The organism is Blautia sp. Sow4_E7, from assembly GCF_052116245.1.
GTDB lineage: Bacteria > Bacillota > Clostridia > Lachnospirales > Lachnospiraceae > Blautia_A.
The window spans coordinates 1-25,074 of record NZ_JBQKLL010000029.1 but is presented as its reverse complement, the minus strand read 5'-3'; the positions used below and the strand labels follow the sequence as shown (position 1 = coordinate 25,074).

The window sequence follows — 25,074 nt, the reverse complement described above, 5'->3', positions numbered from 1 at the left end:
GAAATGCAGATACAAGGAGGATTTTCATGTATCGCTTAGTGGTAATTGATGATGAATATATAGTTGTGCAGGGAATTAAGGCTTTAATTTCCCGCCTGAAGCTGGATTATGAGGTAGTGGGAGCTGCTTATGATGGAATCCAGGGACTGGAAGTGATCCGGAGTGAGAAACCGGATGTAGTAATTACGGATATCCGAATTCCGGGGCTGGATGGTCTGTCTGTGATCGAGGCAGCGAAGGAAGAATGTCCGGATACATATTTTATTGTGATCAGCGGCTATTCTGAATTTGTATATGCGCAGAGGGCACTTACCCTTGGCGTAAAAGACTATATTGATAAGCCGGTTACAGCAGATAAACTGAAAAATGCCCTTACCAGAATTGAAGATGAATGGGCGAAGACCCGCCATGAAGACAATCGTAAGGCTCAGGCCAATCGTGAGAAATTCCAGGAATTGGAAAGAATTTTTGAGAGCAGTGTAAAATGTATTACAAACTGTGATGCTGCAGCATTTCGGGAAGAATGCCGGCAGGCAATCAGATGCCTGCAGGAACTTTACCCGGAGCTGCAGGATTTTCGCAGGGAATTCTACAAGCATCTCTGCGTGCTCAGCGATGTGCTGATCGAAAGTCAGAAGCAGGTGGAACGGGGGTCACTTGTCTCTTTTCAGGAGATGGCAAAATGTCAGAGCATAGAAGAAGTACAGGCCTATGGGGAAAGCGTTCTGTCTGATATCAGCAAGCATCTGACTGCAGACCAGACCGGAAGCAAACACAGAGTTATCCTGGAGCTTCTTACTTATCTGGACGAGCATTATGATCAGGATATCGGGCTGAGTGAGCTTGCAGACAGAGCCGGAATGAGCACGGCGTACTTAAGTGTTCTTTTCAAAACAGAGGTTGGTACATCTTATGTGAAATATCTGACGGACCTTCGCATTAAAAAGGCGAAGAAGCTGCTGCAGGATGGATATAAGGTTAATGAAGTCAGTGAAATGGTGGGTTATAATAATTACAGATATTTCTGCGATATCTTTAAAAAGCACGAGGGCATGACTCCCAATGAGTACAAGGGAAACGTGTGGAAAGCAGAAAGTTAAAAACAAGATGTAAAAAATGCACATATTCGAATTGCTGAATATGTGCATTCTGTATATTTGGCACAATTGAATGCCTGGACAAGTAGAATTTTTTATAAAAAACAGTCTAAAAAAACTGTACATTACCAAAAAAATTAGGCACTGGTAAAAAAACAGAACAATGGTATTATATAACCATAAGATATTTCCCGGGGATACAAAGAAACAAATTAAACGTGACCGAAAAGTAAATGGCTATCAAGAGTAACTCATAACAAAATTCAATAATTTTGAAAATTCTGGAGGAATTTATAATGAAAAAGAGAGCATTAGCTATTTTAATGGCAGCATTAACCGCAAGTACAATGTTTGCAGTTCCTACATTTGCAGCAGATTACTCAGGAGAGGATCCGCAGCTTGAGAAAAACATCAAAATCCTTACCATCTGGGCAGAAGATAATGACAATGGTATGCTGTTAAACAAAATCTGCGAAGATTATCAGAAAAATGTAAACCCGAATTTCACATGGGAATATGAGATGGTTGCTTCTGACAACCTTCAGCAGAAAATTGCTACACTGGCTGCATCCAATGATCTTCCGGATCTGTTCGCTTACGAAGCAGGTGCTCCGCTCAGCGTTCTCATCGATTCCGGAAAGGTTAAAAATATTACAGAAGCCGTTGACGAGATCGGAACAGCAGATTATTTAAACAGCGGTGCTGTTGAGCTTCTGAAAGGATTATCCGGAACAGATGATCTCTATGATCTTCCTCTTGGACTGAACGTAGAAGGCTTCTGGTACAACAAAGCTCTGTTCGAGCAGGCAGGATGCGAAGTTCCTACAACATGGGATGAGTTTGAAGAGGTTCTTCAGAAACTTTCCGATGCAGGTATCCAGCCTCTTACAACCGGCGGATCTGACAAATGGGGTGCAACCCGTCTGATCAATGCATACGCAGTAAGAACCGCAGGAAACGACATCATGACAAAAGCAGCTGACGGCGAAGTTCCTTACACAGATGAGAAACTGGTTGCAGCAGCTGATAAGCTTGCAGAGTGGGCAGAGAAAGGATACTTCGGAGAAGGTATCACAACAGTTGATATGAACACAGCAGGTTCCATGCTGATGAGTGGTAAAGCAGCTATCTTCTACAATGGTTCCTGGTTTACACAGAACCTGACAGATGATTCCCAGAACCCGGCAGGCGAGGATGGAATCGGATTCTTCAACATCCCGGTTGCAGATGAGTCCATCAGCTCCGCTACTTCTTACTCTATGAACTGTGGTAACATCCTTGCACTTGACAATGACAAATATGATGAAGCTACCGGATGGTTCCTGAAATACTTCATGGAGAACGTTGGAAACGTAGCTATGGAAGAGCAGGGAACTGTTAAAGGTTACACATATGATGTTGCAGCAGATGATATGGATAACTACACCAAGCTTGTTCTTGACGAGATCGACAAATCCACAGAAGGATTTGCATGGTGGGAAGCAAAAATGCCTAGCGAAATCTCCAAGACAGCTCAGGAAAATGTACAGCCTCTGTTAAACGGCGAAATGACTGGCGAAGAATATATGCAGTCCATCCAGGATGTATATGACATGCAGTAAGTAATAGCTTTGGCAATATAAGCTTTGAAGTGATTATTCAAATGGGAGTGTTTGCCATCAGACACTCCCGTTTTTGTTGAAAAAATTCAAAATTTTAATGGTTTTTGATACAGAAAGGAAGGAATTTTATGAACAAGGTATTAGGTAATAAGAAAGCGATATCCCTTTTCGTAGTTCCGGCACTGATTATTTACACCATTATTGTAATGGTACCGGTTGTCTGGTCATTGTACTACTCATTCTTCAGCGGCAGCCCGGGACTTCAGTGGGAATTTGCAGGTCTTGACAACTATGCAAGACTTTTTAAGGACAAGAACTTTTTGAATGCATTAACAGTAAACTGTAAATATGTATTGGTAGTAACCGTTGGTCAGGTTGGAATGGGACTTTTACTTTCCCTGATGTTTAAATTCTGGCTGAGAAGATGCAAAACCATCGTAAGAACTCTGGTTTTCTTCCCGGTAGTACTTCCTACAGTTGCAGTAGGCCAGCTGTTTGCAAAAATCTATGAGATCCAGCCAAATTATGGTCTGTTAAACTCATTGCTTGACTCTCTTGGTTTCACGAACCTTGTTCAGCCATGGATCGGCCAGTCCAGCACAGCTCTCTGGGCATTGTGCGTAATGGATATCTGGGTTGCCATGGGCTTCTATTCTGTAATTTTTTATGGTGCACTTCTTGATATCTCTGATGATATCTTGGAAGCTGCCAGAATCGACGGCTGCGGTGGATGGCAGTTATTCAAAAACATCCTTCTTCCGCTTCTTCGTCCAATGGTGATCACCAGCCTTGTATTCAGCTTCTCCGGAACTGTAAAGATGTTCGAGTCTGCTATGGCTCTTACCAAGGGTGGCCCTGGAAGTGCAACAAAATCACTTTCCATGTATATGTATGATGTTGCATTTACCTATAACAAGGTAGGTTATGCCAGTGTTATCGCTATTGTAATTTTCCTGATCTGTGTTGTGGGCTCTCTTGTTATCAATAAATTTGATGTAAAAGACTGAAAGGAGGAAATATTATGAAAAAAGTAAAAGCAGTTATTCGGGGAATTGTAATTTTCCTTCTTTGCATAATTGAGATTTACCCATTATTCTGGATGCTTACCGCATCCTTCAAGAAACAGGCTGAGTGGAGTGAAAAACCAGCTTATGCATTAAATGATGGTTTCTATTTCCAGAACTACTCTGATGCATGGACAAGAGGACATATGTCCACTTTCTTTAAGAACAGTTTGATCACTACATTAGTGGCACTTGTATTTATTGTATTTTTCTCAGTAACTGTTGGTTTTGCTGTAACAAAAATGAAATGGAAATATAGAAATGCAGTTGCACAGTATTTCCGTTTCGGTATCATGATTCCGGTAGCAATTGCTTTGATCCCGCTGTTCCAGATTTACAGCAGATCAAACATGTTAAATACCAGAACATGTCTGATCATTACGTACATAGCATTTGGTTTGTCGCTGTCCATTTATCTGGTTCAGGGATATCTTCGTTCCTTCCCGGATGACATTATGGAGGCAGCCGTTATCGATGGCTGTGGTATTTACAGGCTGATGTGGCACATTGTAACACCACTGATGAAGAACTCTATTGTAACCGTATTGGTTCTTCAGTTCTTCTTCAAATGGAACGACCTTCTGTTTTCCATGACATTCATCAGCGATTCTGCACTGAAGACTGTTCAGACAGGACTTCTGTACTTCTCTGATGAGTTCGGATCCAAGAACTGGGGCGCAATCTTCGCTTCTGTATCCATGAGTGTATTCCCGCTTCTGATCCTGTACATGGCACTGAATAAGAAACTGATGGAAGGTATGACAGCCGGAGCTGTAAAGGGTTGATATTATGGAAGATAAAAGGACAGAGCAATACAGACAGAATCTGAAAAAATTTGTAATGTCTCACACGGAGGATGTGCTTAAGAATCCGCGAAGCTTTATCCGTTATCCGTTTATTGATCCAGGCTCTATTTATGATGGAAATGTATGGGACTGGGATACCTACTGGTCCGTATATGGCTTCCTGAATCTGGCGGATTCTTATGAGGATCCGTCTGTGAAGCCGAGAATTATAGAGCATGCACAGGGAAATATCCGCAATTTCTTTGATCATCAGCTGGAGGATGGCTATATCCCTATGATGATCGAGGTGGCAGACTGGCCGGAGCCTTATCTGAACATGAGGCATAAGGAAGGCAAGATCATGAATATGCATAAGCCTTTCCTTTGCAGCCAGATGTGCCTGATCAGTGATTATACTGGCGATTACGCCTGGACCGAGGAGTTTCTTCCCGGCGTGGCGAAGTATTTTGACTGCTATGATCACTATTATTTCCACGAAAACAGCGGACTGTATGTATGGCAGGATGATATTATGATCGGTATGGACAATGATCCGGCTACCTTTGGCCGTCCGCCATTCTCCACTGCTAATATTTATCTGAACAGCTTCATGTGTGTAGAGCTGGAAGCTGGTGCCAAATTATACAGACAGTTTGGCAAAGAGGAAGAGGCAAAGAAGCTTCTTGATAAACGTGAAGCACTGATTACCGCGATCCAGCAGGAGTGCTGGGATAAGCGTGACCACTTCTTCTATTCTGTTGATGTGGACATCAAGACCAGAAAATATGACTGGTTCCATCAGGGACTTGGTGTTTTCTGGAAAACACTGCCGATCAAGGTTCGTGTATGGTCCGGTTTTATTCCTATGTATGCAGGAATTGCTACGAAAGAGCAGGCTGCAGATATGGTGAAGCATATTTTTGATCCTGATACCTTTGGCTCCGACTTTGGTCTGACCACGCTTTCAAAGGATGAAAAAATGTTTGACCTGTCTGTTACCAATAATCCGTCCAACTGGCTTGGCCCGATCTGGCTGGTTGCAAACTATGTGGTATTCCGCGGCCTTTTGAACTACGGATACCGCATGGAGGCGGAAATTATGTACAAGCGTACCATGCGCCTTCTGGGAGATGACCTGGAGAAAACAGGCAGCCTTCACGAATACTACAACCCATTTAATGGAGAGCCGGTTATGAACGGCGGCTTCATCAACTGGAATGTACTGGCACTGAATATGGCAGACGAACTGGAAGGCAAGAAGCCAATGTGCCTGCCGGAGCTGCTGGAAAAACAGGCAGAAAAGTAATCATTAGAATAAGGTTTTTCTGCTGTGAGGTAAGTAAATATAGGAAAAGGATTGCAGAATACGTGGGATTTTGCAGTCCTTTTTGTTTGCCAGATACTGTACAAAAAAATGCAGAGCGGTTATACTTAAACTATAAGCTCGTGCAGGGAGGTGCTGAGGCAATGGGGATGTATTTGAATGGAAGTGCGCCTTATTTTTTATATAGAAGTGAATTTTGTCGTCCATACTTTGTTGACAAGTCAGACATTTTAAGAGATTTAATTACATTGGCAAATCAGGGAAATTCCCATATCTGTATTACAAGGCCAAGACGGTTTGGAAAAACTGTCATGGCGAATATGATTGGTGCCTTTTTTGGAAAAAATACGGATGCAAGTGAGGTGTTTGATAAACTAAATATTAGTCAGTACAGTGAATATCGCAAAAATTTAAACCAGCATAATGTTATATATATAGATTTTAGCGTAGTCGATGATGAATGCGAGAATTATAAAAGTTATATTGGAGCGATAAAGAACAATCTTAAAATGGATATCAGAGAGACTTATTCTGACATTACATTTAGGGAAAACAATTCGGTTCGTGAAGATTTAATGCAGGTTTTTATGGAAAAAGGAAGCAGGTTTATATTTGTTTTCGATGAGTGGGATGCGGTTTTTAATATGCCCTTTGTGACAGAAGAGGATAAAAAGTCATACTTGCTTTTTCTTAAGGGCTTGCTTAAAGATAAACCCTATGTTTCTTTGGCATATATGACAGGAATCCTTCCAATAGCTAAGTATTCAAGCGGCTCGGAATTAAATATGTTTATTGAATATTCTATGGCGTCAGAACCCAAATTCGGTGATGATTTTGGATTTTCGGAAATAGAAGTGGACGCACTGTATGAAAAATATTGCTGTAAATGCGCGAAGAGCCAGGAAAAGACAGCAGTAACAAGGAATGGACTTCGTTACTGGTATGATGGCTATTATTCGAAAAACGGAGAAAAATTATACAATCCACGCTCTGTAGTTGCTTCTCTTACGAACAATAATCTTGGAAGTTACTGGACGAGTTCGGGACCCTATGATGAGATTTTCTATTATGTTCGTCATAACATTGCGGATGTTCGCAATGACCTGGCGCTTATGATTGCCGGAGAGGGAGTAAATGCAAAAATAAGGGAATATGCAGCAACATCTATGAACCTGACAACAAGAGATGAAATATTGTCTGCTATGGTTGTATATGGATTTTTAAGTTATTATCAGGGGAAAGTGTATATTCCAAATAAAGAGCTGATGGACCAGTTTAATGAGATGTTGCAGAAGGAAAATTCTTTAGGATACGTTTACAAGCTTGCGAAAAAATCAGAGGAAATGCTGCAAGCTACCTTACAGGGGAAAACGGATGTGATGGAAGAAATATTATCCTTTGCGCATAATACAGAAACTCCGATTTTATCTTATAATAGTGAAACAGAACTTTCTGCGATTATTAATTTGGTATATCTTTCAGCTCGTGATTATTATCGGGTGGAGCGAGAGGACAAAGCTGGAACTGGGTTTGTTGATTTCATATTTTATCCGGAACAGAAAGATTTGCCCGGAATTATTCTGGAACTAAAAATTGACCATACTCCTGAAGAGGCAATCGGGCAGATAAAAGAAAAACAATATGCCCTTAAATTTGTCGGCAGATTAGGAGAGGACTCCGGGAAAATGGAAAAAATCCTTGCTGTTGGAATTGGCTATAACAAAAAAGATAAGAGACATCACTGCCTGATTGAAAATATAAGGCTGGCTGGTCAGTGAGATTTGTGAAGAAAGTGTTCTGCCATAAAAGCAACTAATTGTACTAACGGGAGGATTATAGTGTGATTCAGAACCCAATTCTTCCGGGATTTTGCCCGGATCCAAGTATTATACGAGCTGGAGAAGATTATTATATTGCAAATTCAAGCTTTGAATGGTGGCCTGGTGTGAAAATCTATCATTCTAAAGATCTGAAGCATTATGAACAGCTGCCATCGCCCCTGAACCGAATGAGCCAGCTTAATATGGTTGGCGAGGGTGATTCCTGTGGTGTATGGGCACCGGATATTTCCTGGGACGGGGAATACTTCTGGCTGATTTATACGGACGTGAAAACCCGTACCGGAGGACTTTTTAATACCCATAATTATCTTGTAAAATCAAAGGACATCCGTGGCGGCTGGCTGGAACCGGTTTATCTGAACAGCTCAGGCTTTGACCCATCTGTATTTCACGATACAGATGGAAAAATGTATATTGTGAATATGATCAACAATTTTAAGGGAATTCTGGTACAGGAGTATGACCCTGAGAAGGAATGCCTGGTGGGAGAGGCGAAAAATGTCTTTCCGGGAACCGGACGAGGCTATACAGAAGGTCCACATATTTACCATATCGGAGAATATTATTATCTGCTGATGGCAGAAGGGGGAACCGGATATGAGCATATGGTAACTATGGCAAGATCCCGTTCCATCTGGGGACCATACGAGGAAGATCCAGGCAATCCGGTACTTACCTCTGATGTGGATAATCCAGAGAAACTGCAGAAATGCGGACATGCAGATCTTGTATGCACTCAAAACGGGGAGTGGTACATGGTACATCTTTGTGCAAGACCGCCGAAGGGGAGCAGACAGTGCGTGCTTGGTCGTGAGACTGCAATTCAGAAAATGGTATGGAACGAAGAGGGCTGGCTAAGGTTGGCCTGCAGTGGAAGATTTGGACAGTGGGAGACAGAGGAGCCGACAGGAATTCAGGAGTATCTTTTTCCAGGGGAAGAGGGGAAGGATTACGGCAGGGATGACTTTAATATAAAAATTGCGGATTGTGCAGGAATAGATAAAATTGCAGAGGATGCAGATACTGCTGAAATTCTTTCGAAAACAAAAGAGTATCTGAATGAGAAGAATGCTGTGGACGAAGAATGTGATAAAAAGTTAAGTATGCCAGTGAAGAAGACCTCTGCGCTTTTAGACGTGCGCTATACTTCCCTGCGCCAGCCCTATGACAGCTACACCAGCCTGACAGAACGTCCTGGCTATCTCCGTCTCTATGGACAGGAATCCCTGAATTCCTGCTATAACGTAAGCCTGGTGGCACGGCGGCAGCAGGAACGCCATGCCCAGGTGGAAACCTGTGTAGAGTTTGCTCCGACCTGCCAGGAGCAGATGGCAGGACTTGCCTATATGTATGATACTGGCAATTTCTACCTTCTGGTAAAGACCAGGGAGGAAGAGTTTGGCTCCCAGACACTCGATTTGAAAAAGCCTGCAAGGCTGCGCCTGATAAAGAGTGATCACTTTGATGTGGCGGATGTGATTCTGGCAATTTCCATCCCGGAAGATGGTCCTGTATACCTGCGCGTAATCACCACCCGGGAAGGACTTTATGTGAAATTTTTCTACTCCCTGGATGGAAGAGACTATCAGGAACTGGCAGAAGTTCCCACCAACATCCTCACCGACGAGCAGAGCGAAGGTTTCACCGGTGCGCATTTCGGAATGTACTGTCATGATATGACCGGGCTGAGAAGGTATGCGGATTTTGATTATTTTGAGATTATGAAAACTGAGTAATTAATATATTATTAGGATAATACCACATCAAAATGGTTTTCACCACAATGAGCGATAAGCTGATTTCCGTTTGGCAGATAAATGGGCAAAGTGGTTTGAAATGGAACAGAAACCTGTAAATGCAGGTGGGTATGTGTTTTGTATTTCCATTTCATTTTATAAGTGCCCTGATAAGTTGAGATTTTTCCCTTTGCGTATCCAAGACGTGGGTCTGGGATTGGCGCAAGAAACAGATTCCCTTCTTTGTCAAAACGGAAACCACAGATGTATTCGTACATCCATCCAGCAACACATCCATAAGCATAGTGATTCAAACTATTCATATCAGTTGGGCTGATGCGACCATTTTTATCAAGAGAATCCCATCGTTCCCAGATACTGGTAGCTCCAAGTTTTACTTCATGTAACCATCCGGGATAGTCTTCGCTCAGAAAAATGTCATATGCCTCTTTGCTCATTTGGCATTTGCAAAGAGCCGGAAGAAGAAAACGTGTACCAATAAAACCTGTACTTAAATGCATATTGTATTTCTGTAAAACTGCATAAAATTCTTTGCAAAGCTGCGCTTTTTGTTCAGGAAGGTGCAGCTCAAAATATAAAATCAGAGCATAAGAAGTTTGTGTATGAACTCGGTTTAATGAGCCGGAAGGGGACAGAAATTCTTGTATAAAAGCATTTCGGATCTGTTCTGCCTGTATTTTATAGTCGCTTTCTAATTTGAAAAAACCAAGTGCATGTGCAGTCTGTTGGCATAAAAGCGTAGAGTAGTAATAGTATGCGCTTGCAACAAGTCCGGTATCTGTAAGTCCTGCTAAGGAATTCTCCTCTGGAGTGTCTAACGCTAGCCAATCGGCCAGCTGACGATCGTTATCCCAGAGAAATTCTTTTCCGCCAAGCTGAACACGGAGATTTACATAATTATTCCACGCGGACATAGCCGGAAAATGGGAAGATAACATTTGTTTGTTATGTGTTCTTAAATAGATTTCCCATGGCAGAACAGTTATGGAATCTCCCCAGGCACAAAACCCGATTTTTCCTAATGGCTGGTTGGTACCTGTTGAAGTTTTTGGCTTTGGAAGAGGTGCATATAAAGGAACCAGACCGTGTAAAGCTTTTTGTTCTAATGCGAGATTTATCAGGTAATGGTTTAAAAAAGCTGCAGAATCCATATGAAAACAGGCTGTTCGAGCAAAAATACAGATATCTCCGGTCCAACCCAGACGTTCATCGCGCTGAGGGCAATCTGTAGGCACAGAAAGAAAATTACATTCTTGTGAGCGTTTTGTATTTTGGAATAATGTATCGATCTCTTTTTGGGAGGTCTGGATATTGCCGGTTGTGTGCAAGGCAGACATCAGACGAAAAGCTGTGAAATTCTGTGGGTTTGGTGGAAGAGTTCCTGCTACTTTCACATAACGGAATCCATAATAGGTAAAATGTGGCCGTATCCATTTTTGATTACAAGTACCTTTGTAGGAAAATTGAGCTTTTGCGGTTCTTAAATTATCACGATAGAATTCTCCATTTTGTAAAAGTTCACCATATTGCAGTTGGAATTCGCCGTATCCGTCAAGATAACATTCAACCCATCCGGTGATAATTTCTCCAAAATCAAGAATCAGATCACCAGAAGGTGTATAAAACATATTTTTTACAGGGTATTGTTTGGTTTTGATAATTGGAAGATCCGTGCGTGGCGTTAGGTTTGCGGGAGAAATTAATGTATCAGGAAATGAAAATTTCTCTGTAGTACAAGTTGGAGAAACTAATATTTTTAGTGCGGCAGAACTTTTGGAACATGTGGCATCAATGGATTCACCGTCATAAATGTTGTTAAGAAAAATACTGCTTCCTGAAGCTTTCCAGGATGAATCTGTATATATTTCCTGAAAAGTACCATCTGTAAATTCCAACGAAAGAATTGCGGTTAGCATTTTTTTGTCACCATAGAGATTTTCGTAACCGCCGCCGAAAGAGAATCGTCCCATATACCAGCCATTTCCCAAGAGAAAACCAATCTGATGTTCTCCTGCAGAGAGAAAATTAGTGATGTCGTAGGTTTGGTATTCATTTATGAAGTCATAAGAATGATAACCGGGTGACAGATATTCTTTGCCGATTTTATTTCCATCTAAATAAGCTTCGTAAAGGCCAAGCCCATATGCATACAATCTGGCTTTGAGGATTGGTTTATTTGTGGTGAAATTACGAAAAATAAATGGCATAGAATGATTTTTGACATGGGCAGTGAGCCATTTTGCAGGCCAGTCACCTTTTGCTCTGGCAGTTTCGAACCAGGTGGGGGCACTGAAAATATGCTGCTTATTCAAAAGTACAATTTCAACCTGCCAATAATAACGAATACAAGGCTCAGGAATGAAACTGGGCTCATAAAAAGGCTGATTCCAGGAATAAAGAGGTTGACTATCAAATACAAGAGAGGAAGCAGAAAAATTATTTTTGAAAATTTGGATTCTGGTATAGAGAATGCTATCCTGTGGCCTGAAATCATTGCATTCCCAGGAAAAATGAAGATGGGAAAAATCCCATCCAAGAGGTTGAAATATATGGTTGGTTTGAAGATTGTTGATTTTCATTGTATAAAATCTCCTTTAGAATCCTGCAAGTTTACATATACGAGTTTTGAAAAAGTGATTAAAAACAGCAATTACCCGTCCCACGCCGATCATTGCAATTACAGTACCAATGCCGATTCCTGCTAGCTGATGTGCGAAAATCAGTCCAATAAGACAGCTGCTCCCCACACTGGAAAAATCCATAATATTTTTCCCAAGTCCCATACCTTTGCCTGAAACCTCTCCAATTGTATGCGCAAGTCCGTCAGCCGGATTGGGAATGAGGCGCATGTTTACCATCATGGCAGCACCAATACCTGTGAAAATAATTGCTATGATCAGTAAAAAAAGATTCTGCCAGAGTCTGGTATAGCTCATGGTAAAAATACTGCCGAAGAAATCCAGAAGTATACTGAAAACCAGGCTGAATGGAATCTGGAGCAGGTCTGCAAAATTATAATCAGGTCGTTTTAAAAGAAATTCAATTCCTACAAGAATAGAATAAACTACAAAAGTCATAACTGCAAAATTCAATCCCCATATGGAGGAAATGGCAAAAGGCATAGATATGATAGGCGAAACTCCAAGCCCGGTTCTGGTGCTTAAGGTGATGCCAAGTGCCAGAAAAATACAGCCCAGAATATAGAATGCTATGCGGTAAAAAGTAAATGGTTTCTTCATGACGGTATCCCCTTATAATTCGTTCTTTTCAGCAGGACGGACGGAAAGATTACTGCGAATCTTGATAATGGCATTGGTGTAATAGTATTCTCGAATTGAATCAGGACCGTTAGTGATAGCATTAAAAAGAATGTCAAGGGGCTTGCTTCCCTGGTAACCAGGTTCCTGGTCGATGGTTGCAGCGATAACACCGGCTTCCAGAAGCTGCTTGGTGGCTGGTGTGCAGTCATTGGAAATTACAGTTATCTTGCGGTCGCACTCTGTAACAGCGCGGCAGGCAGCGCTTACACCGGCAGCAGAAAGATAGAGTGCATTAATTTCAGGATTTTCTTTCAGAATTTTGCGGGTGATTAAATAACTTTCCACATCGTCATAGCAGTTATTGGAAACAGTAGCCAGAATCTGTGCATCAGGATAATTATCCCGAAGATAGTTCTGGAATCCGGCATTACGCTGAGTGATACACATAATATTTTCGGAACCACTGATAATTCCCACTTTTGCCTTACCGCCGGTGATCATTCCCATAAGATTGGCGGCAACCTGTCCGCATTGATAAAAATTACTGCCCACATAGGCGATGCGTCCGGAATCCGGAATATCAGTATTACAGGTGACTACAGGGATTCCCTGTGAAGAAATTTCCAGGATTTTACGGGAGATTTCAGCTGTATTATATGCTGTAATAACAATTCCGTTATATTCATTGGCAACAAAATCGTCCAGAAGCTCCAGCTGTTTATTGATCTCATTGATCGGAGTGAAACGGATGTCTACTGTCACACCAAATTCTTCAAGCTCCAGAGCTTTCTTACGGATTCCCTTTTCTACATCAGCAAAAAACGGATTATAATTATTGGGTGAAATAAGGATAAAACCAAATTTCAGCTTCTTTCTGCGTACTGCAAGATTCTGAGCCGCTTTATTGGGAAGATAATTCAGAGCTTCCATAGCAGCCCGGACTTTCTTCTCTGTTTCAGGGCTTACTCCGCCCCGATTGTTAAGAACACGGTCTATTGTTCCCCTGGATACATTTGTGATTTCTGCAATCTGTTTGATCGTAGCCATAAAAATACCTCTATACATTATTATCGTTGATTAGAACCAAATTTGAACGCAGATAAGCATTCCCCCGCTTCAAGTGCGCGGAGTACTAAGCGGTGAGTAAGGGGGATGCTTATGTCAGTGGGAGCCTTCAGCTCCCACTGACAGGTTGCGAAGCGACTGCGTTCATGAGCAAGTAGAAAAGCGGATTGCGAATGTCCGTTTTACTCTGTAAACTCATTATAATTGGTATTTTAATACATGTCAATTAAAAAGTAAAAAAATGTGCACGAGCACGCAAAAGCACAACGCACGATAGGAAAATAAATGAAAGTGATTTAAATACGATAAAATATATTGCAATATAAACAAAACACACAAGCAAATAATGTTAAAAATGACAGTTTTATATAATTCTATTGACAGAATAGGGACAATTTGCTATCATCAAGCCATCAAGTGAACGAGCACGAAACAAAGCTGATAAAACCGCGGATAAGCTAAGCACCGTGCACGGGCAAAATAGACACGAAGAAAAATAACTCAAGCGAAAGACCATTCAAAAAACAAAGGAAATTCAGGGAGGAATTTAAAATGAAAAAAAGATTAGCAGTAGCAGCAATGGCAGCAGTTATGACAGCATCCATGATGGGAATGACATCTGTAGTAGTACAGGCAGATGATACAGTCAAGATTGTTACAATTGGTGTACAGAGCGGTGGCTCTTACTGGGGAAACATTGAGAAAGGATTTACAGAAGCCTGTGAGGAGCTTGGTTGGGAAGGTGATTACTGGACACCACAGAATGCAGGAAACGATTCAGAGATGGTTCAGCTTGCTGAGAACGCACTGACTCAGGGATATGACGCAATTTGTATGGAAATCAATGATCTTGATATGTACGGTGACGTGATCAGCCGTGCCAAAGAGGATGGCGTGAAACTGATTTCCCTTACAGATGTTGGAGAAGAGAACTGTGATGCATTCGTAGGAATCGATTCCTATGCAAGTGGATATTCACAGGGTGAAAAAATTGCAGAATTTGCAAAACAGCTGGAATACGATTCCATTAATTATGTAACCCTGATGTCAACAACAGATAATGCTTCCCAGCTGAAGAACAGACAGGGTATTGCAGACGCACTTGCAGAAAACTTTGACGGTGAGATCAATGAGATTGACATTGCAGCAACTGACAGTAATGCAGCAACTGCACAGGATAAATTAAGTGCATTCTATCTTGCAAATCCAGAATTAAATGCAGTAGCATGTGTAGACCTTTATGCAGCACTTGGGGCAGCTCAGTTCGTAGATGAGAATGGATTAGAGGGCAACTTCATTGCAACAGGGCTTGAGCTTACAGCTGATGCATTTAACCGTGTACTGGATGGTGATTTAATGGCAACCTCTTCTGTAGACTCTGTTGGTATTGGTAAAAACTTCTGCTATGTGGCACAGAAAATCTTAAATGGTGAAGATTATGATTACAGCAACCCGGCAGAGAAGATTTGGGTACTTCCAGACGAAGTAGAGAGCTACTGCGCAGAAAATGGAATTGAGTTAAACTAATAAAAAATAAGCTTCGCTTAGAACCGTTTACGGTGTTTCGCAAATGATGCCCCGCCTTACGGCGGGGTATTTTATACCAAAAATTCGGCATAAATCGAGCCAAAAAGGAGAAATTATGGAAAAAAAGAAACCTTCATTAATAAAAACCCTTTTTCAGATTAAAGAGATCAGTGTAATCCTTCCGCTGGTAGTTTTGATAGTCGTAGCAATGATCGTAAATCCCTCATTCCTCAGAATGAGCAATATCCTTGATATTTTAAGAACATCAAGTTTCAATGCAATGATCGCAGTTCCGCTTACTTTCCTGCTTGCATCTGGAAGAATGGATCTTTCCATCGCCGCAACCACCACACTTGGCGGTCTGATCGCAGCAATTGCAGAGACAAATGGTGTTCCTCTTGTATTTTCTATTCTGCTCGCCCTGTTAGTAGGAGCAACAGTTGGAGCTCTGAATAGTCTTCTGGTTGAGAAATTTGAAATGCTTGGTTTTATTGCAACCATGGCAACTTCTTATGTAGTAAAAGGTATCGCTTCTGTTATCACAAATAATAACCCGGTAAGTGGTATTTCTGATGGTTTTCAGGCAATTGCAAAGACCCGTGTTGGCGGAAGCATCTGGATCACAATTATTTATGCTCTTGTAATTGGGGTGGCAGGACAGCTGATCCTGAACAGAACCAAATATGGCCGTGCTACACTAGCTGTAGGAGGAAACCCGGAGACTGCAAATCTTGCAGGTATTGATGTTAAGAGAAGACATTCCGAGCTGTTTATTCTGGTTGGTGTTTTTGCAGCAGTAGCAGGATGTCTTCATTGTTCCAGATTTGCAAGTGCGCAGCTTACAGCCGGAAGCGGTACAGAGCTTACAATTCTTGCATCCTGTATTATTGGTGGTACAAGCCTTCGAGGAGGTACAGGTACTGTAACAGGTTCTTTGCTTGGATGTATTCTTTTTGCAACCATCACCAATGCACTTCTGGTTATGGGTGTTCCGACCACATGGCAGAACGTAGTATATGGAGCAATTCTGATTATCGCCTTGCTGATTGATATTTTCAAACGTACCAAGATGTCCAAGGCGTGATAGGAGGAAACAAATGGGTGATACAATTCTGGAAATGAAGCATGTGACCAAGAAATTTCCTGGTGTCATTGCGCTGAATGATGTTTCTATCAATGTAAAAAGAGGTGAGGTTCTGGGAATCGTAGGAGAGAACGGTGCCGGAAAATCCACTCTGATGAAGGTATTAAGCGGAAGCTATACCAATAAAGAATATGAAGGCGAAATCTGGGTAAACGGTGAGAAACAAAGCTTTGCATCTGTTTCTGATGCGAAGAAGATTGGCATCGAAATGGTATACCAGGAAGTAAACGCCATGTACGAAGCAAGTGTAGCTGAGAATATTTTTGTAGGAAACCTGCCTGGAAAAGGCTGGGTAGATTATAAAAAATTATATAAAGATACACAGGATCTTCTGGATCAGCTTGGGCTTCAGATCAGTCCGAAAACTCCGGCTGGAGCATTGAACAGCGGACAGCTGCAGCTGATGTCCATTGTACGTGCAATGGCAGCGCATCCGAAGATTATGGTTCTGGATGAGCCGACTACAGCTTTGACAGATTCAGAGGTTGATATTCTTATGAATTTCCTGGAAAATCTGAGGAAAAGCGGTGTGTCCTGTATTTACATTTCTCACAAATTGGAAGAAATTTTCCGTATCTGTGACCGCGTTACCATTATTCGTGATGGAAATGTGATCACCAGTGGAGATATCAGTGAATTTAATCAGGAAACTCTGGTTCAGGGAATGATCGGACGTAAGGTTGAAAATATGTATGTGAAGAGTGCGCATCGGATCGGTGAGCCAACTCTTGAGGTGAAACATCTTTCCGTTCCTCATCCTACTATTGATAATCGAAACATTGTAGACGATATCAGCTTTTCTGTAAGAAAAGGTGAAATCCTTGGAATTGGCGGCCTGGTTGGAGCTGGACGAAGTGAAGCGCTGGGTGCAATTTTCGGCGAGCTGGTACAGGGCGTTCATAAAGAAGTAAAGATCAATGGAAAAGAAGTGACCATCAACAGTCCGAAAGATGCCATCAAAGCAGGAATCGGTTTTGTAACGGAGGAAAGAAAGCGTACCGGATTTATTCAGACCATGAATATTCTTCACAATCTCAGTCTGATTTCCCTGTATGATCTTCCGAAGAAGCATTTTATTGACCGCAAAGTAGAAAATGAAAAAGCAAAAGCTATTTTTGACAGAATGCGGGTAAAAGCCCCTTCTATGAATACCATGGTTGTGAATCTTTCCGGTGGTAACCAGCAAAAGGTAGTACTTGGAAAATGGCTGATGAAGAATCCACAGATTCTTTTTATTGATGAGCCGACCAAAGGTATTGATGTCGGAGCCAAAGCTGAGTTCTATAAAATGATGGATGAACTGGCTACTGCAGGTGTATCTATTGTTATGGTTTCTTCCGATATGCCGGAGCTGATGTCCATGAGTGACAGAATACTTGTACTTAGCAATGGAAAAATCACCGGTGAGTTCAGTCACGAGGAAGCTGCACAGGCAACAATCATGAAAGCGGCAATTGCGAATCAGTAAAAAGAGATGAGGGAAAAACATGGAAAAACAGGTTTTTAATCCATATTTGCCCAGCTATGAGTATGTACCGGACGGAGAACCTCATGTCTTTGGCAGCAGAGTGTATGTCTATGGAAGCCATGACCGTTTCAACGGAAAGGCTTTCTGCGTAAGAAACTATGTGTGCTGGTCCGCACCGGTGGATGACCTCACTGACTGGAGGTTTGAAGGGGAAATCTACCGGAAGGATCAGGACAGATATTTACCGGATGCAAAAGAACGCAGGCTTTTTGCCCCGGATGTGCAAAAAGGATCGGATGGACGGTATTATCTGTATTACGCCTTTGATTTTTCCGGGGTAATCGGAGTAGCTGTCTGCGATACACCGGCTGGAAAATATGAGTATTATGGAAATGTTCATTATGAAGATGGAACTGTGCTTGGAACCTGGGAGGACGATTATTTTCAGTATGATCCGGGAGTTCTGGTGGATACAGATGGAAAGGTTTATCTGTACACCGGCTTCCGGCCGGAAGGAGAGATGGCGAAGCGTTTTTCCTTTGCAAGACCTACTGCTCCGGGAGGAATGGTGACAGTTCTGGATGAAGATATGGTGACGGTGAAAATAGGGCCGAATGTGTTTATTCCAGCCGGTGAGGAAGCTGTTGGAACAGATTTTGAAGGACACGGATTCTTTGAAGCGGCATCTATCCGTAAAGTAGGGGAAACATATTATCTTTTGTATTCTTCGGAAAACGGACATGAGTTGTGTTACGCCACATCTGCAAGTCCATGCGGTGGATTTCGGTACAGAGGTGTGATAATTTCAAATGGGGATATTGGAATTGATGGAAGAACTGAGCCATTAAATTACACAGGCACCAATCATGGAGGTATTGAAAAAATCGGTGATCAGTGGTATGTTTTTTACCATAGACAGACCAATGGAAATCCCTATTCCAGGCAGGGCTGCGCAGAGAGAATCCAGATGCTTGAAGATGGAAGTATTCCCCAGGTGGAGATTACTTCCTGCGGCTTAAATGGCGGTCCGCTTAAAGGCAGAGGCAGCTATAATGCAGGAATTGCATGCAATCTAATGAGCAAAAATGGAGCAGTCCCTTATGTGGCCAATACCCAGGTTTCCCAGGAACATCCCTATATCACACAGGATGGGGAAGAGGGAAAAGAACAGTATATTACCAACATGCAGGATGGTGCACAGGCTGGATACAAGTATTTTAAGATGAAAAAGTTAAGTCAGATCGGAGTGGAAACCCGGGGAAAAGGAGCAGGAAAAATTCTGGTGAAAACAGAAATGGATGGAAATCCTGTAGCTGAGGTTGCCCATACTCCGGGAAGTGACTGGACGACCTGTTATAAGGATGTACAGATTCCGGATGGAACTACCGGGCTGTGGTTTGTTTATCAGGGAGATGGTTCCATTGAATTTAAAAGTTTTGAGTTGATCTGAAGAATGTAAAAGCGGACAGAGCACGATTAAAGTGGCAGATGTCCGCTTTTAAAATATATATCCGTTAAAAGAAGTACATAGTCAGGAGGATGTTATTATGTTAAGAAAAAGACCGCTTACATTTCCAACCGATAAATCAATTCGTGTGATCGCGGACACAGACTGCAACTGTGAATGTGACGACCAGTTTTGCATTGCCCACATGCTGATGACACCAAGATTTGACATGCGTGGAATAATTGCAGAGCATTATGCGGAGCCGGATTCGGAGCAGAAAAGCTACGAGGAAATCAAACGTGTTATGAGCCTGATGGATGTGGAAGATTCCGGCATCAAGGTTCTTCATGGTGCGAAACATGCAATGGTGGATATTCACACTCCCGTAGACAGTGAGGGTGCCCGTTTTATTGTAGAAGAAGCGATGAAAGACGATCCCAGACCACTGTTTATCTGCGGACAGGCAGCCTGCACCAATATTGCCTCTGCATACCTTATGGAACCCCGGATTGCCCGGAGGGTCGTAGTGATTTGGATTGGTGGAAGACCATACCCACAGGGTGGCTTTGAGTTTAATCAGAATAATGATCTGAATGCAGTAAGAGTGCTTTTCCAGTCTGATCTGGAACTGTGGCAGGTGCCGTTCAATGTTTATACCGCAATGAAAATCAGCTTTTTTGAAATGCTGAATCATGTTTATCCATGTGGAAAAATCGGTGAATATCTGGTGAAGCATACTATGGAAGTAAGCGGCGGTATTTCGGAAAATGTGATCGGAAGCAGGGGCAGTGATATGTCAAAGGGCGCTGCAATCACCTCTTTTGGCGGAGAATTATGGTCGCTTGGAGATTCTGTGTGCGTTGGACTTATGATGAACAATACTCTGGGAAAGTTCCATATGGAAAAGGCACCAGATGAATTGGATAATCGTGGATTTTATGAATGGTCAGGACGAAAAGGAAGAGAAATACGTGTTTATGACACGATTGATAACAGATTTATAATTCAGGATATGTTTGAAAAGTTCCAGTTCTATTTTGGAAAAAACGAAATGAAATAGTGCCGGTTTTTGAAATAATAAATTTATACATTTTCTTAAGAAAATTGCATTGCAACCCCCATGTTTTCTGCGTATTATGGTAGTAGAAAGCATGGGGGTTTTTGCTCAAAAAGGTTTATATTGAAACGAACATAGCGCAGCTAAAAAAGGAGAAAGGATTACGAAAAATGAAATTAAATTATGCAAAAACAATAGAAAAATGGGGTATTTTCGAAGTGGCTGTAAGTGGTCCCAAGGAGGGAAATCCATTTTGTGATCAGTGGATTAAAGGTACTTTTTGTTGTAAAAATGAGAAGAAAACGGTAGATGGTTTTTACGATGGCGATGGTGTTTATAAAGTGAGATTTATGCCGTCTTTTACAGACGAGTATACCTTTGAAATTGAGGCTTCCTTTGATATTAAGGAGGGGGAAGAAGTGCCGGAATATAAGCCTGGAATTGCTGATGGTGGGAAGGCAGCAGAAAAATGTGCTGTCAGAAATATACTGACCGGCAGTTTCACTGTAACTTCTCCTTCTGCGGACAACCATGGTCCGGTTCGTGTTGCAGGTACTTATTATCTTGCTTATGAGGATGGAACACCCTATCACTGCATTGGAACTACCTGTTATGTATGGAATCTGCAGAACGAAGAATTACAGAAACAGACGCTGAAAACTCTGGAAGAAAATGCTTTTAACAAGATCCGTTTCTGTATTTTCCCCAAGCATTATGACTACAATCTTCATGAGCCAATTACCTATCCTTATGAGGGAACACCCTGCGACAGCTCTGTGTTAAATGAGAATAATTTCGCAGAATACAATGGCTGTGCACTTGGCAATGACTGGGACTTTACCAGATTCAATCCGGCCCATTTCCAGCATATTGAAAAGTGTATTCAGGCACTTATGAATCTGGGAATCGAGGCAGATCTGATTGTTATGCACCCATATGACAGATGGGGCTTTTCCATGATGAGAGCAGAGGATGATGACCGCTACTGGAAGTATGTGCTGGCACGTTTTTCCGCATACCGAAATGTGTGGTGGTCCCTGGCTAATGAGTATGATCTGATGCATGAGAAGACTCTTTCTGACTGGGAAAGATATGCCAGTATTATCTGCGAAAAGGATCCTTACAATCATCTCAGATCCATCCATAACTGCAAGGCGTACTATGATTATAACCTGCCCTGGGTAACTCACTGCAGTATCCAGAGAACGGAGACCTATCGTTCTTCCGAACTGGTAAATGAGTGGCGCGAGAAATATCATAAGCCTGTAATTCTGGACGAAATCTGCTATGAGGGCAACATCCAGTTTGGCTGGGGAAATATCAGCGGTGAGGAAATGACAAGAAGATTCTGGGAGGCATTCTGCCGTGGTGGATACCCGGGACACGGTGAAACCTACCTCAGTCCGGATCGTATTCTCTGGTGGTCTCATGGCGGCGTTCTTCATGGAACCTCACCGGAGCGTATCAGATTTCTTGCAAAAATCATGGAAGAAACACCCGGACTTGGCGTGGAACCTATGCCCTGCAAATGGGATGAGGTTGCCTGCCGTGCTGCCGGTTTCCCGGCAAGGAAAGATTATTTTATTTACTATTATTCTTTTATGCGACCGGGCTTCCGGGATTTTTACTTTGATGATACTACAGAGTATCAGGTGGAAATTATCGATACCTGGAAAATGACCATTACAGATGGTGGAATTCATAAAGGAAAGTTCCGAGTGAAGCTGCCGGGAAAAGAGTATATGGCAGTGCGCCTGCGGGTAGTGAAATAATAACCATATTCATACAAAAAGCTCAGTTGTGTATGCAGCTGGGCTTTTTGAGCATAAAATTCTTGAATCGTTTTTCTGAATTTGTTATGATTCATATTAGAATTTATGAGAAATAAACAGAAATATTTTTAAACAGGGGAGGAGATTTTTTGGAAGAAACAAACATCAGTCAGGAGCAAAATCCATTGGGAACGGCTCCGGTAGGTGGTTTGATCGGGAAATTTGCAATTCCGGCAATTATCAGCATGCTGGTCAGTGCTTTGTACAATATTGTGGACCAGATTTTCATTGGTCAGGGCGTTGGAATGCTGGGAAATGCGGCTACAAATGTTGCATTTCCTGTAACAACTATTGCAACGGCGTTAGCACTGCTTCTGGGAATTGGTGGTGCGTCTAACTATAACCTGGAAATGGGCGCCGGAAGAGAGAAGAAGGCAAGCTCCATAGCCGGAACAGCGCTTTCCACACTGGTGATCACAGGTGTGATTCTGGCAGTGGCAGTACTTCTGTTTTTGCGTCCGCTTCTAAGCTTATTTGGTGCAACGACAGACGTTATGCCCTATGCGGTGGATTATCTTGGGATCACAGCTGTGGGACTTCCTTTTTATGCATTATCCATTGGAGGAAATCATATTGTCCGCGCAGACAGAAGCCCCACATATTCTATGACCTGTGTTCTTACAGGTGCCATCATTAACACAATTCTGGATCCCCTTTTCATCTTTGGGTTTGGTTGGGGAATCAAGGGTGCTGCCTGGGCAACAGTGATCGGACAGGTTATTTCCGGAATTTTGGTGGTTATTTATTTTGGAAAATTTCGTAAAATGTATCTGGAGATGAGCATGTTGAAGCCTTCTTCAGAGTGCCTGAAAGCCATTGTTTCGCTCGGAATGGCGTCCTGTATTAATCAGATCGCTATGGCAATTGTTCAGATTGTACTAAACAATATTTTACGTTATTACGGCGGTTTATCTGTTTATGGAAGTGATATTCCAATCGCCTGTGTAGGAGTTATTTCAAAAGTAAACCAGGTGTTTATGGCGATTTGTATTGGAATTTCACAGGGCTGTCAGCCAATCTGGGGCTTTAATTATGGAGCAAAAAAATACGACAGGGTAAGGCTGGCATACCGTCATTCTGTGATTTCATGTACTGCGGTTGCAACTGTATTTTTCCTTTGTTTCCAGTTGTTTCCCCACCAGATTGTAAGCATTTTTGGAACCGGAAGTGACCTTTATTTCCAGTTTGCAGAACGCTATCTGAAGATTTTTATGTTTATGACATTTGCAAATGGGATTCAGCCAATGTCCTCAGGATTTTTTACATCTATTGGAAAGGCAAAGCTTGGAATCGTCATGTCCCTGACCAGGCAGGTGCTGTTTCTTTTGCCGTTGATCATTGTTTTCTCATTGATAATGGGAATTGACGGAGTTATGTATGCAGGACCGATCGCAGATGCAGCTGCATTTGCACTGGCAATATTGTTCGCAGGAAGAGAGCTTGGAGCTATGAAGGAATAAAGGTGTTTTACAATGAAAGTCCCGGATAGCAGCCATGAATGGGCCATGTTTGTATGAGCAAATTCATGGCTCATCTATAGCTGTCGTCCGGGTTGGAGCGTGTTTAAAAAATCATTTCCGTAAGCTGCACGCTCCACTTTTGGGGATATTTTACCCGATTAATTGCTCAAATTTTGCCATTTCCATGGGCTTATAATAATAATAGCCCTGTAGTTCATCGCATCCCTCAACTACCAGGAAGTCTACCATTTCTTTGGTTTTTACCCCTTCACATACAATAAACTTATTAGTCCTTTTCAGCAGATGAAAAATCTCCTGCAGCACGATTTTTCCATTCTCTGTGAGCCTATCTGAAAGGAATTTCTTGTCGATTTTTACCTCGTCAAACAGGATATCCTTTAATGTATTTAAGGAAGAATATCCAGAGCCGAAATCATCCATAGAGATTCGAATGTTTTTTTCATGGAAGAAGCGGATCATGTGATTAACCGCTTCAATATTATGAATATAAGTAGATTCCGTAATTTCAAAAACTAAATATTGAGAGGGAATTTCATATTTCTGGATTAAATGCGAAACCTTTTCTGTGAATGTGTGGATTTTTCGAAAATGAACCGGAGATACATTCAGGGACAGAGACAACAGCTTAAGCCCTTTTTTCCGTCTGTCTGTCAGCCACTGAAATGCTGTTTCATAAACATAATAATCCAGAGATTCAATCTCCCCGGTTTCTTCCAAAATAGGAAGAAAACTGTCTGGAAACCACAGGTCTCCATTTGCTCTCTTCCAACGGACAAGTACTTCTGCACTGGCAATTTTCTGCTCCCTTCCGCTGATTTTTGGTTGGAAATAAATCTGAAATTCTTTCTTCCCAAGTGCTTCCTTAAAAGAGTGAATAGTGTCTGCACGTTTCTGTTCAGCAAGAGCAATTTCTCTTGTATATTCGCACACACCGCAAAGCTTATCCTTTGCCTTTATGCGGACGATATTGGAGTGCGAAATAATTTCTTCGCCTGGAATTTTCGTGTTTTCCAGATAATAAATACCAGTGTTCAGGGAAAGATAATTAACAGGATAAGCAGACAGAACTTCTTTTGTAGTCTGCTTGTTAGACTCAATAATTTGTTTTTTAACAGCTGTATGCTCCGCTCCGGTAATGTCAATAACAGCTACAAAGATATCTGAATGATACCTGTTTACAAACAAGGTTTGTGGAAAAAGTTCCATCTTTTTCGTATATGGTAAATAACTGGTCCTCCCCAAAAAGATATGCCAGCCCAAAGGCTGGCATGGAGCTTTACCTTGATTTAGTTTTTCGACAGTGATCCGGCAGTTCTTCAGACCA

Annotated in this window: 19 protein-coding genes; 14 read left to right on the top strand and 5 right to left on the bottom strand. The window is 41.9% G+C overall.

Going from position 1 to position 25,074, the window contains the following annotated elements; all coding sequences use genetic code 11:
* Positions 1–26 precede the first annotated feature (26 nt).
* From ACTQ50_RS14155 to ACTQ50_RS14125, 7 genes are all read left to right on the top strand, one after another.
* Positions 27–1,100, top strand: coding sequence for a response regulator transcription factor (locus ACTQ50_RS14155; protein ID WP_441484730.1), 1,074 nt, complete (start codon positions 27–29; stop codon positions 1,098–1,100).
* 293 nt (positions 1,101–1,393) lie between these two features.
* Positions 1,394–2,698 carry an ABC transporter substrate-binding protein gene (locus ACTQ50_RS14150; RefSeq protein ID WP_441484729.1) on the top strand — a complete coding sequence of 435 codons (1,305 nt, stop codon included), beginning with the start codon at positions 1,394–1,396 and terminating at the stop codon, positions 2,696–2,698.
* Positions 2,699–2,826: 128 nt separating this feature from the next.
* Positions 2,827–3,705, top strand: coding sequence for a carbohydrate ABC transporter permease (locus ACTQ50_RS14145; protein WP_441484728.1), 879 nt, complete (start codon positions 2,827–2,829; stop codon positions 3,703–3,705).
* 14 nt (positions 3,706–3,719) lie between these two features.
* A complete protein-coding gene (locus tag ACTQ50_RS14140) occupies positions 3,720–4,547 on the top strand; it encodes a carbohydrate ABC transporter permease (RefSeq protein ID WP_441484727.1) in 828 nt (275 codons plus the stop codon).
* A 4-nt stretch (positions 4,548–4,551) separates the two neighbouring features.
* A complete protein-coding gene (locus ACTQ50_RS14135) occupies positions 4,552–5,853 on the top strand; it encodes an MGH1-like glycoside hydrolase domain-containing protein (protein ID WP_441484726.1) in 1,302 nt (433 codons plus the stop codon).
* 161 nt (positions 5,854–6,014) lie between these two features.
* Positions 6,015–7,649, top strand: coding sequence for an AAA family ATPase (locus tag ACTQ50_RS14130; RefSeq protein WP_441484725.1), 1,635 nt, complete (start codon positions 6,015–6,017; stop codon positions 7,647–7,649).
* A gap of 62 nt (positions 7,650–7,711) precedes the next feature.
* Positions 7,712–9,448 (top strand): glycoside hydrolase family 43 protein, encoded by a 1,737-nt coding sequence (locus ACTQ50_RS14125; protein ID WP_441484724.1) that lies wholly within the window; start codon positions 7,712–7,714, stop codon positions 9,446–9,448.
* A gap of 11 nt (positions 9,449–9,459) precedes the next feature.
* Here ACTQ50_RS14125 and ACTQ50_RS14120 read toward each other — a convergent pair whose 3' ends face one another.
* Genes ACTQ50_RS14120 through ACTQ50_RS14110 form a run of 3 tightly spaced genes read right to left on the bottom strand, consistent with a single transcriptional unit; the run spans position 9,460 to position 13,776 of the window.
* Entirely contained in the window at positions 9,460–12,048 is a 2,589-nt protein-coding gene (locus ACTQ50_RS14120; RefSeq protein ID WP_441484723.1) for a family 78 glycoside hydrolase catalytic domain, read from the bottom strand.
* A 15-nt stretch (positions 12,049–12,063) separates the two neighbouring features.
* Complete coding sequence (locus ACTQ50_RS14115) at positions 12,064–12,708, bottom strand: YczE/YyaS/YitT family protein (RefSeq protein ID WP_441484722.1); 645 nt, start codon at positions 12,706–12,708, stop codon at positions 12,064–12,066.
* 12 nt (positions 12,709–12,720) lie between these two features.
* The gene (locus ACTQ50_RS14110; protein WP_441484721.1) at positions 12,721–13,776 is read right to left on the bottom strand and encodes a LacI family DNA-binding transcriptional regulator; all 1,056 of its coding nucleotides are present in this window, start codon (positions 13,774–13,776) and stop codon (positions 12,721–12,723) included.
* Between the two features lie 570 nt (positions 13,777–14,346).
* Here ACTQ50_RS14110 and ACTQ50_RS14105 point away from each other — a divergent pair.
* The 7 genes from ACTQ50_RS14105 to ACTQ50_RS14075 all read left to right on the top strand — a co-directional run bounded on the left by ACTQ50_RS14105 (position 14,347) and on the right by ACTQ50_RS14075 (position 23,729).
* Positions 14,347–15,321 carry a sugar ABC transporter substrate-binding protein gene (locus ACTQ50_RS14105; RefSeq protein ID WP_441484720.1) on the top strand — a complete coding sequence of 325 codons (975 nt, stop codon included), beginning with the start codon at positions 14,347–14,349 and terminating at the stop codon, positions 15,319–15,321.
* A 115-nt stretch (positions 15,322–15,436) separates the two neighbouring features.
* A complete protein-coding gene (locus ACTQ50_RS14100) occupies positions 15,437–16,405 on the top strand; it encodes an ABC transporter permease (protein ID WP_441484719.1) in 969 nt (322 codons plus the stop codon).
* A gap of 13 nt (positions 16,406–16,418) precedes the next feature.
* On the top strand, positions 16,419–17,933 hold the full coding sequence (locus tag ACTQ50_RS14095; RefSeq protein ID WP_441484718.1) for a sugar ABC transporter ATP-binding protein: 1,515 nt from the start codon (positions 16,419–16,421) through the stop codon (positions 17,931–17,933).
* A gap of 19 nt (positions 17,934–17,952) precedes the next feature.
* Positions 17,953–19,383, top strand: a complete 1,431-nt coding sequence (locus ACTQ50_RS14090; protein WP_441484717.1) for a family 43 glycosylhydrolase — start codon at positions 17,953–17,955, stop codon at positions 19,381–19,383.
* A 97-nt stretch (positions 19,384–19,480) separates the two neighbouring features.
* Positions 19,481–20,440, top strand: coding sequence for a nucleoside hydrolase (locus ACTQ50_RS14085; RefSeq protein ID WP_441484716.1), 960 nt, complete (start codon positions 19,481–19,483; stop codon positions 20,438–20,440).
* Positions 20,441–20,607: 167 nt separating this feature from the next.
* Positions 20,608–22,209 (top strand): DUF5605 domain-containing protein, encoded by a 1,602-nt coding sequence (locus tag ACTQ50_RS14080; protein ID WP_441484715.1) that lies wholly within the window; start codon positions 20,608–20,610, stop codon positions 22,207–22,209.
* Positions 22,210–22,358: 149 nt separating this feature from the next.
* Positions 22,359–23,729 carry an MATE family efflux transporter gene (locus ACTQ50_RS14075; RefSeq protein WP_441484714.1) on the top strand — a complete coding sequence of 457 codons (1,371 nt, stop codon included), beginning with the start codon at positions 22,359–22,361 and terminating at the stop codon, positions 23,727–23,729.
* A 103-nt stretch (positions 23,730–23,832) separates the two neighbouring features.
* On the opposite strand, the gene ACTQ50_RS14070 is transcribed toward ACTQ50_RS14075, so the two are convergent.
* Positions 23,833–23,892 carry a DUF6783 domain-containing protein gene (locus tag ACTQ50_RS14070; RefSeq protein ID WP_373131110.1) on the bottom strand — a complete coding sequence of 20 codons (60 nt, stop codon included), beginning with the start codon at positions 23,890–23,892 and terminating at the stop codon, positions 23,833–23,835.
* The coding region (locus ACTQ50_RS14065; protein WP_441484713.1) for an EAL domain-containing protein at positions 23,880–25,074 on the bottom strand (1,195 nt) is incomplete at its 5' end. The genes ACTQ50_RS14065 and ACTQ50_RS14070, both read right to left, overlap by 13 nt.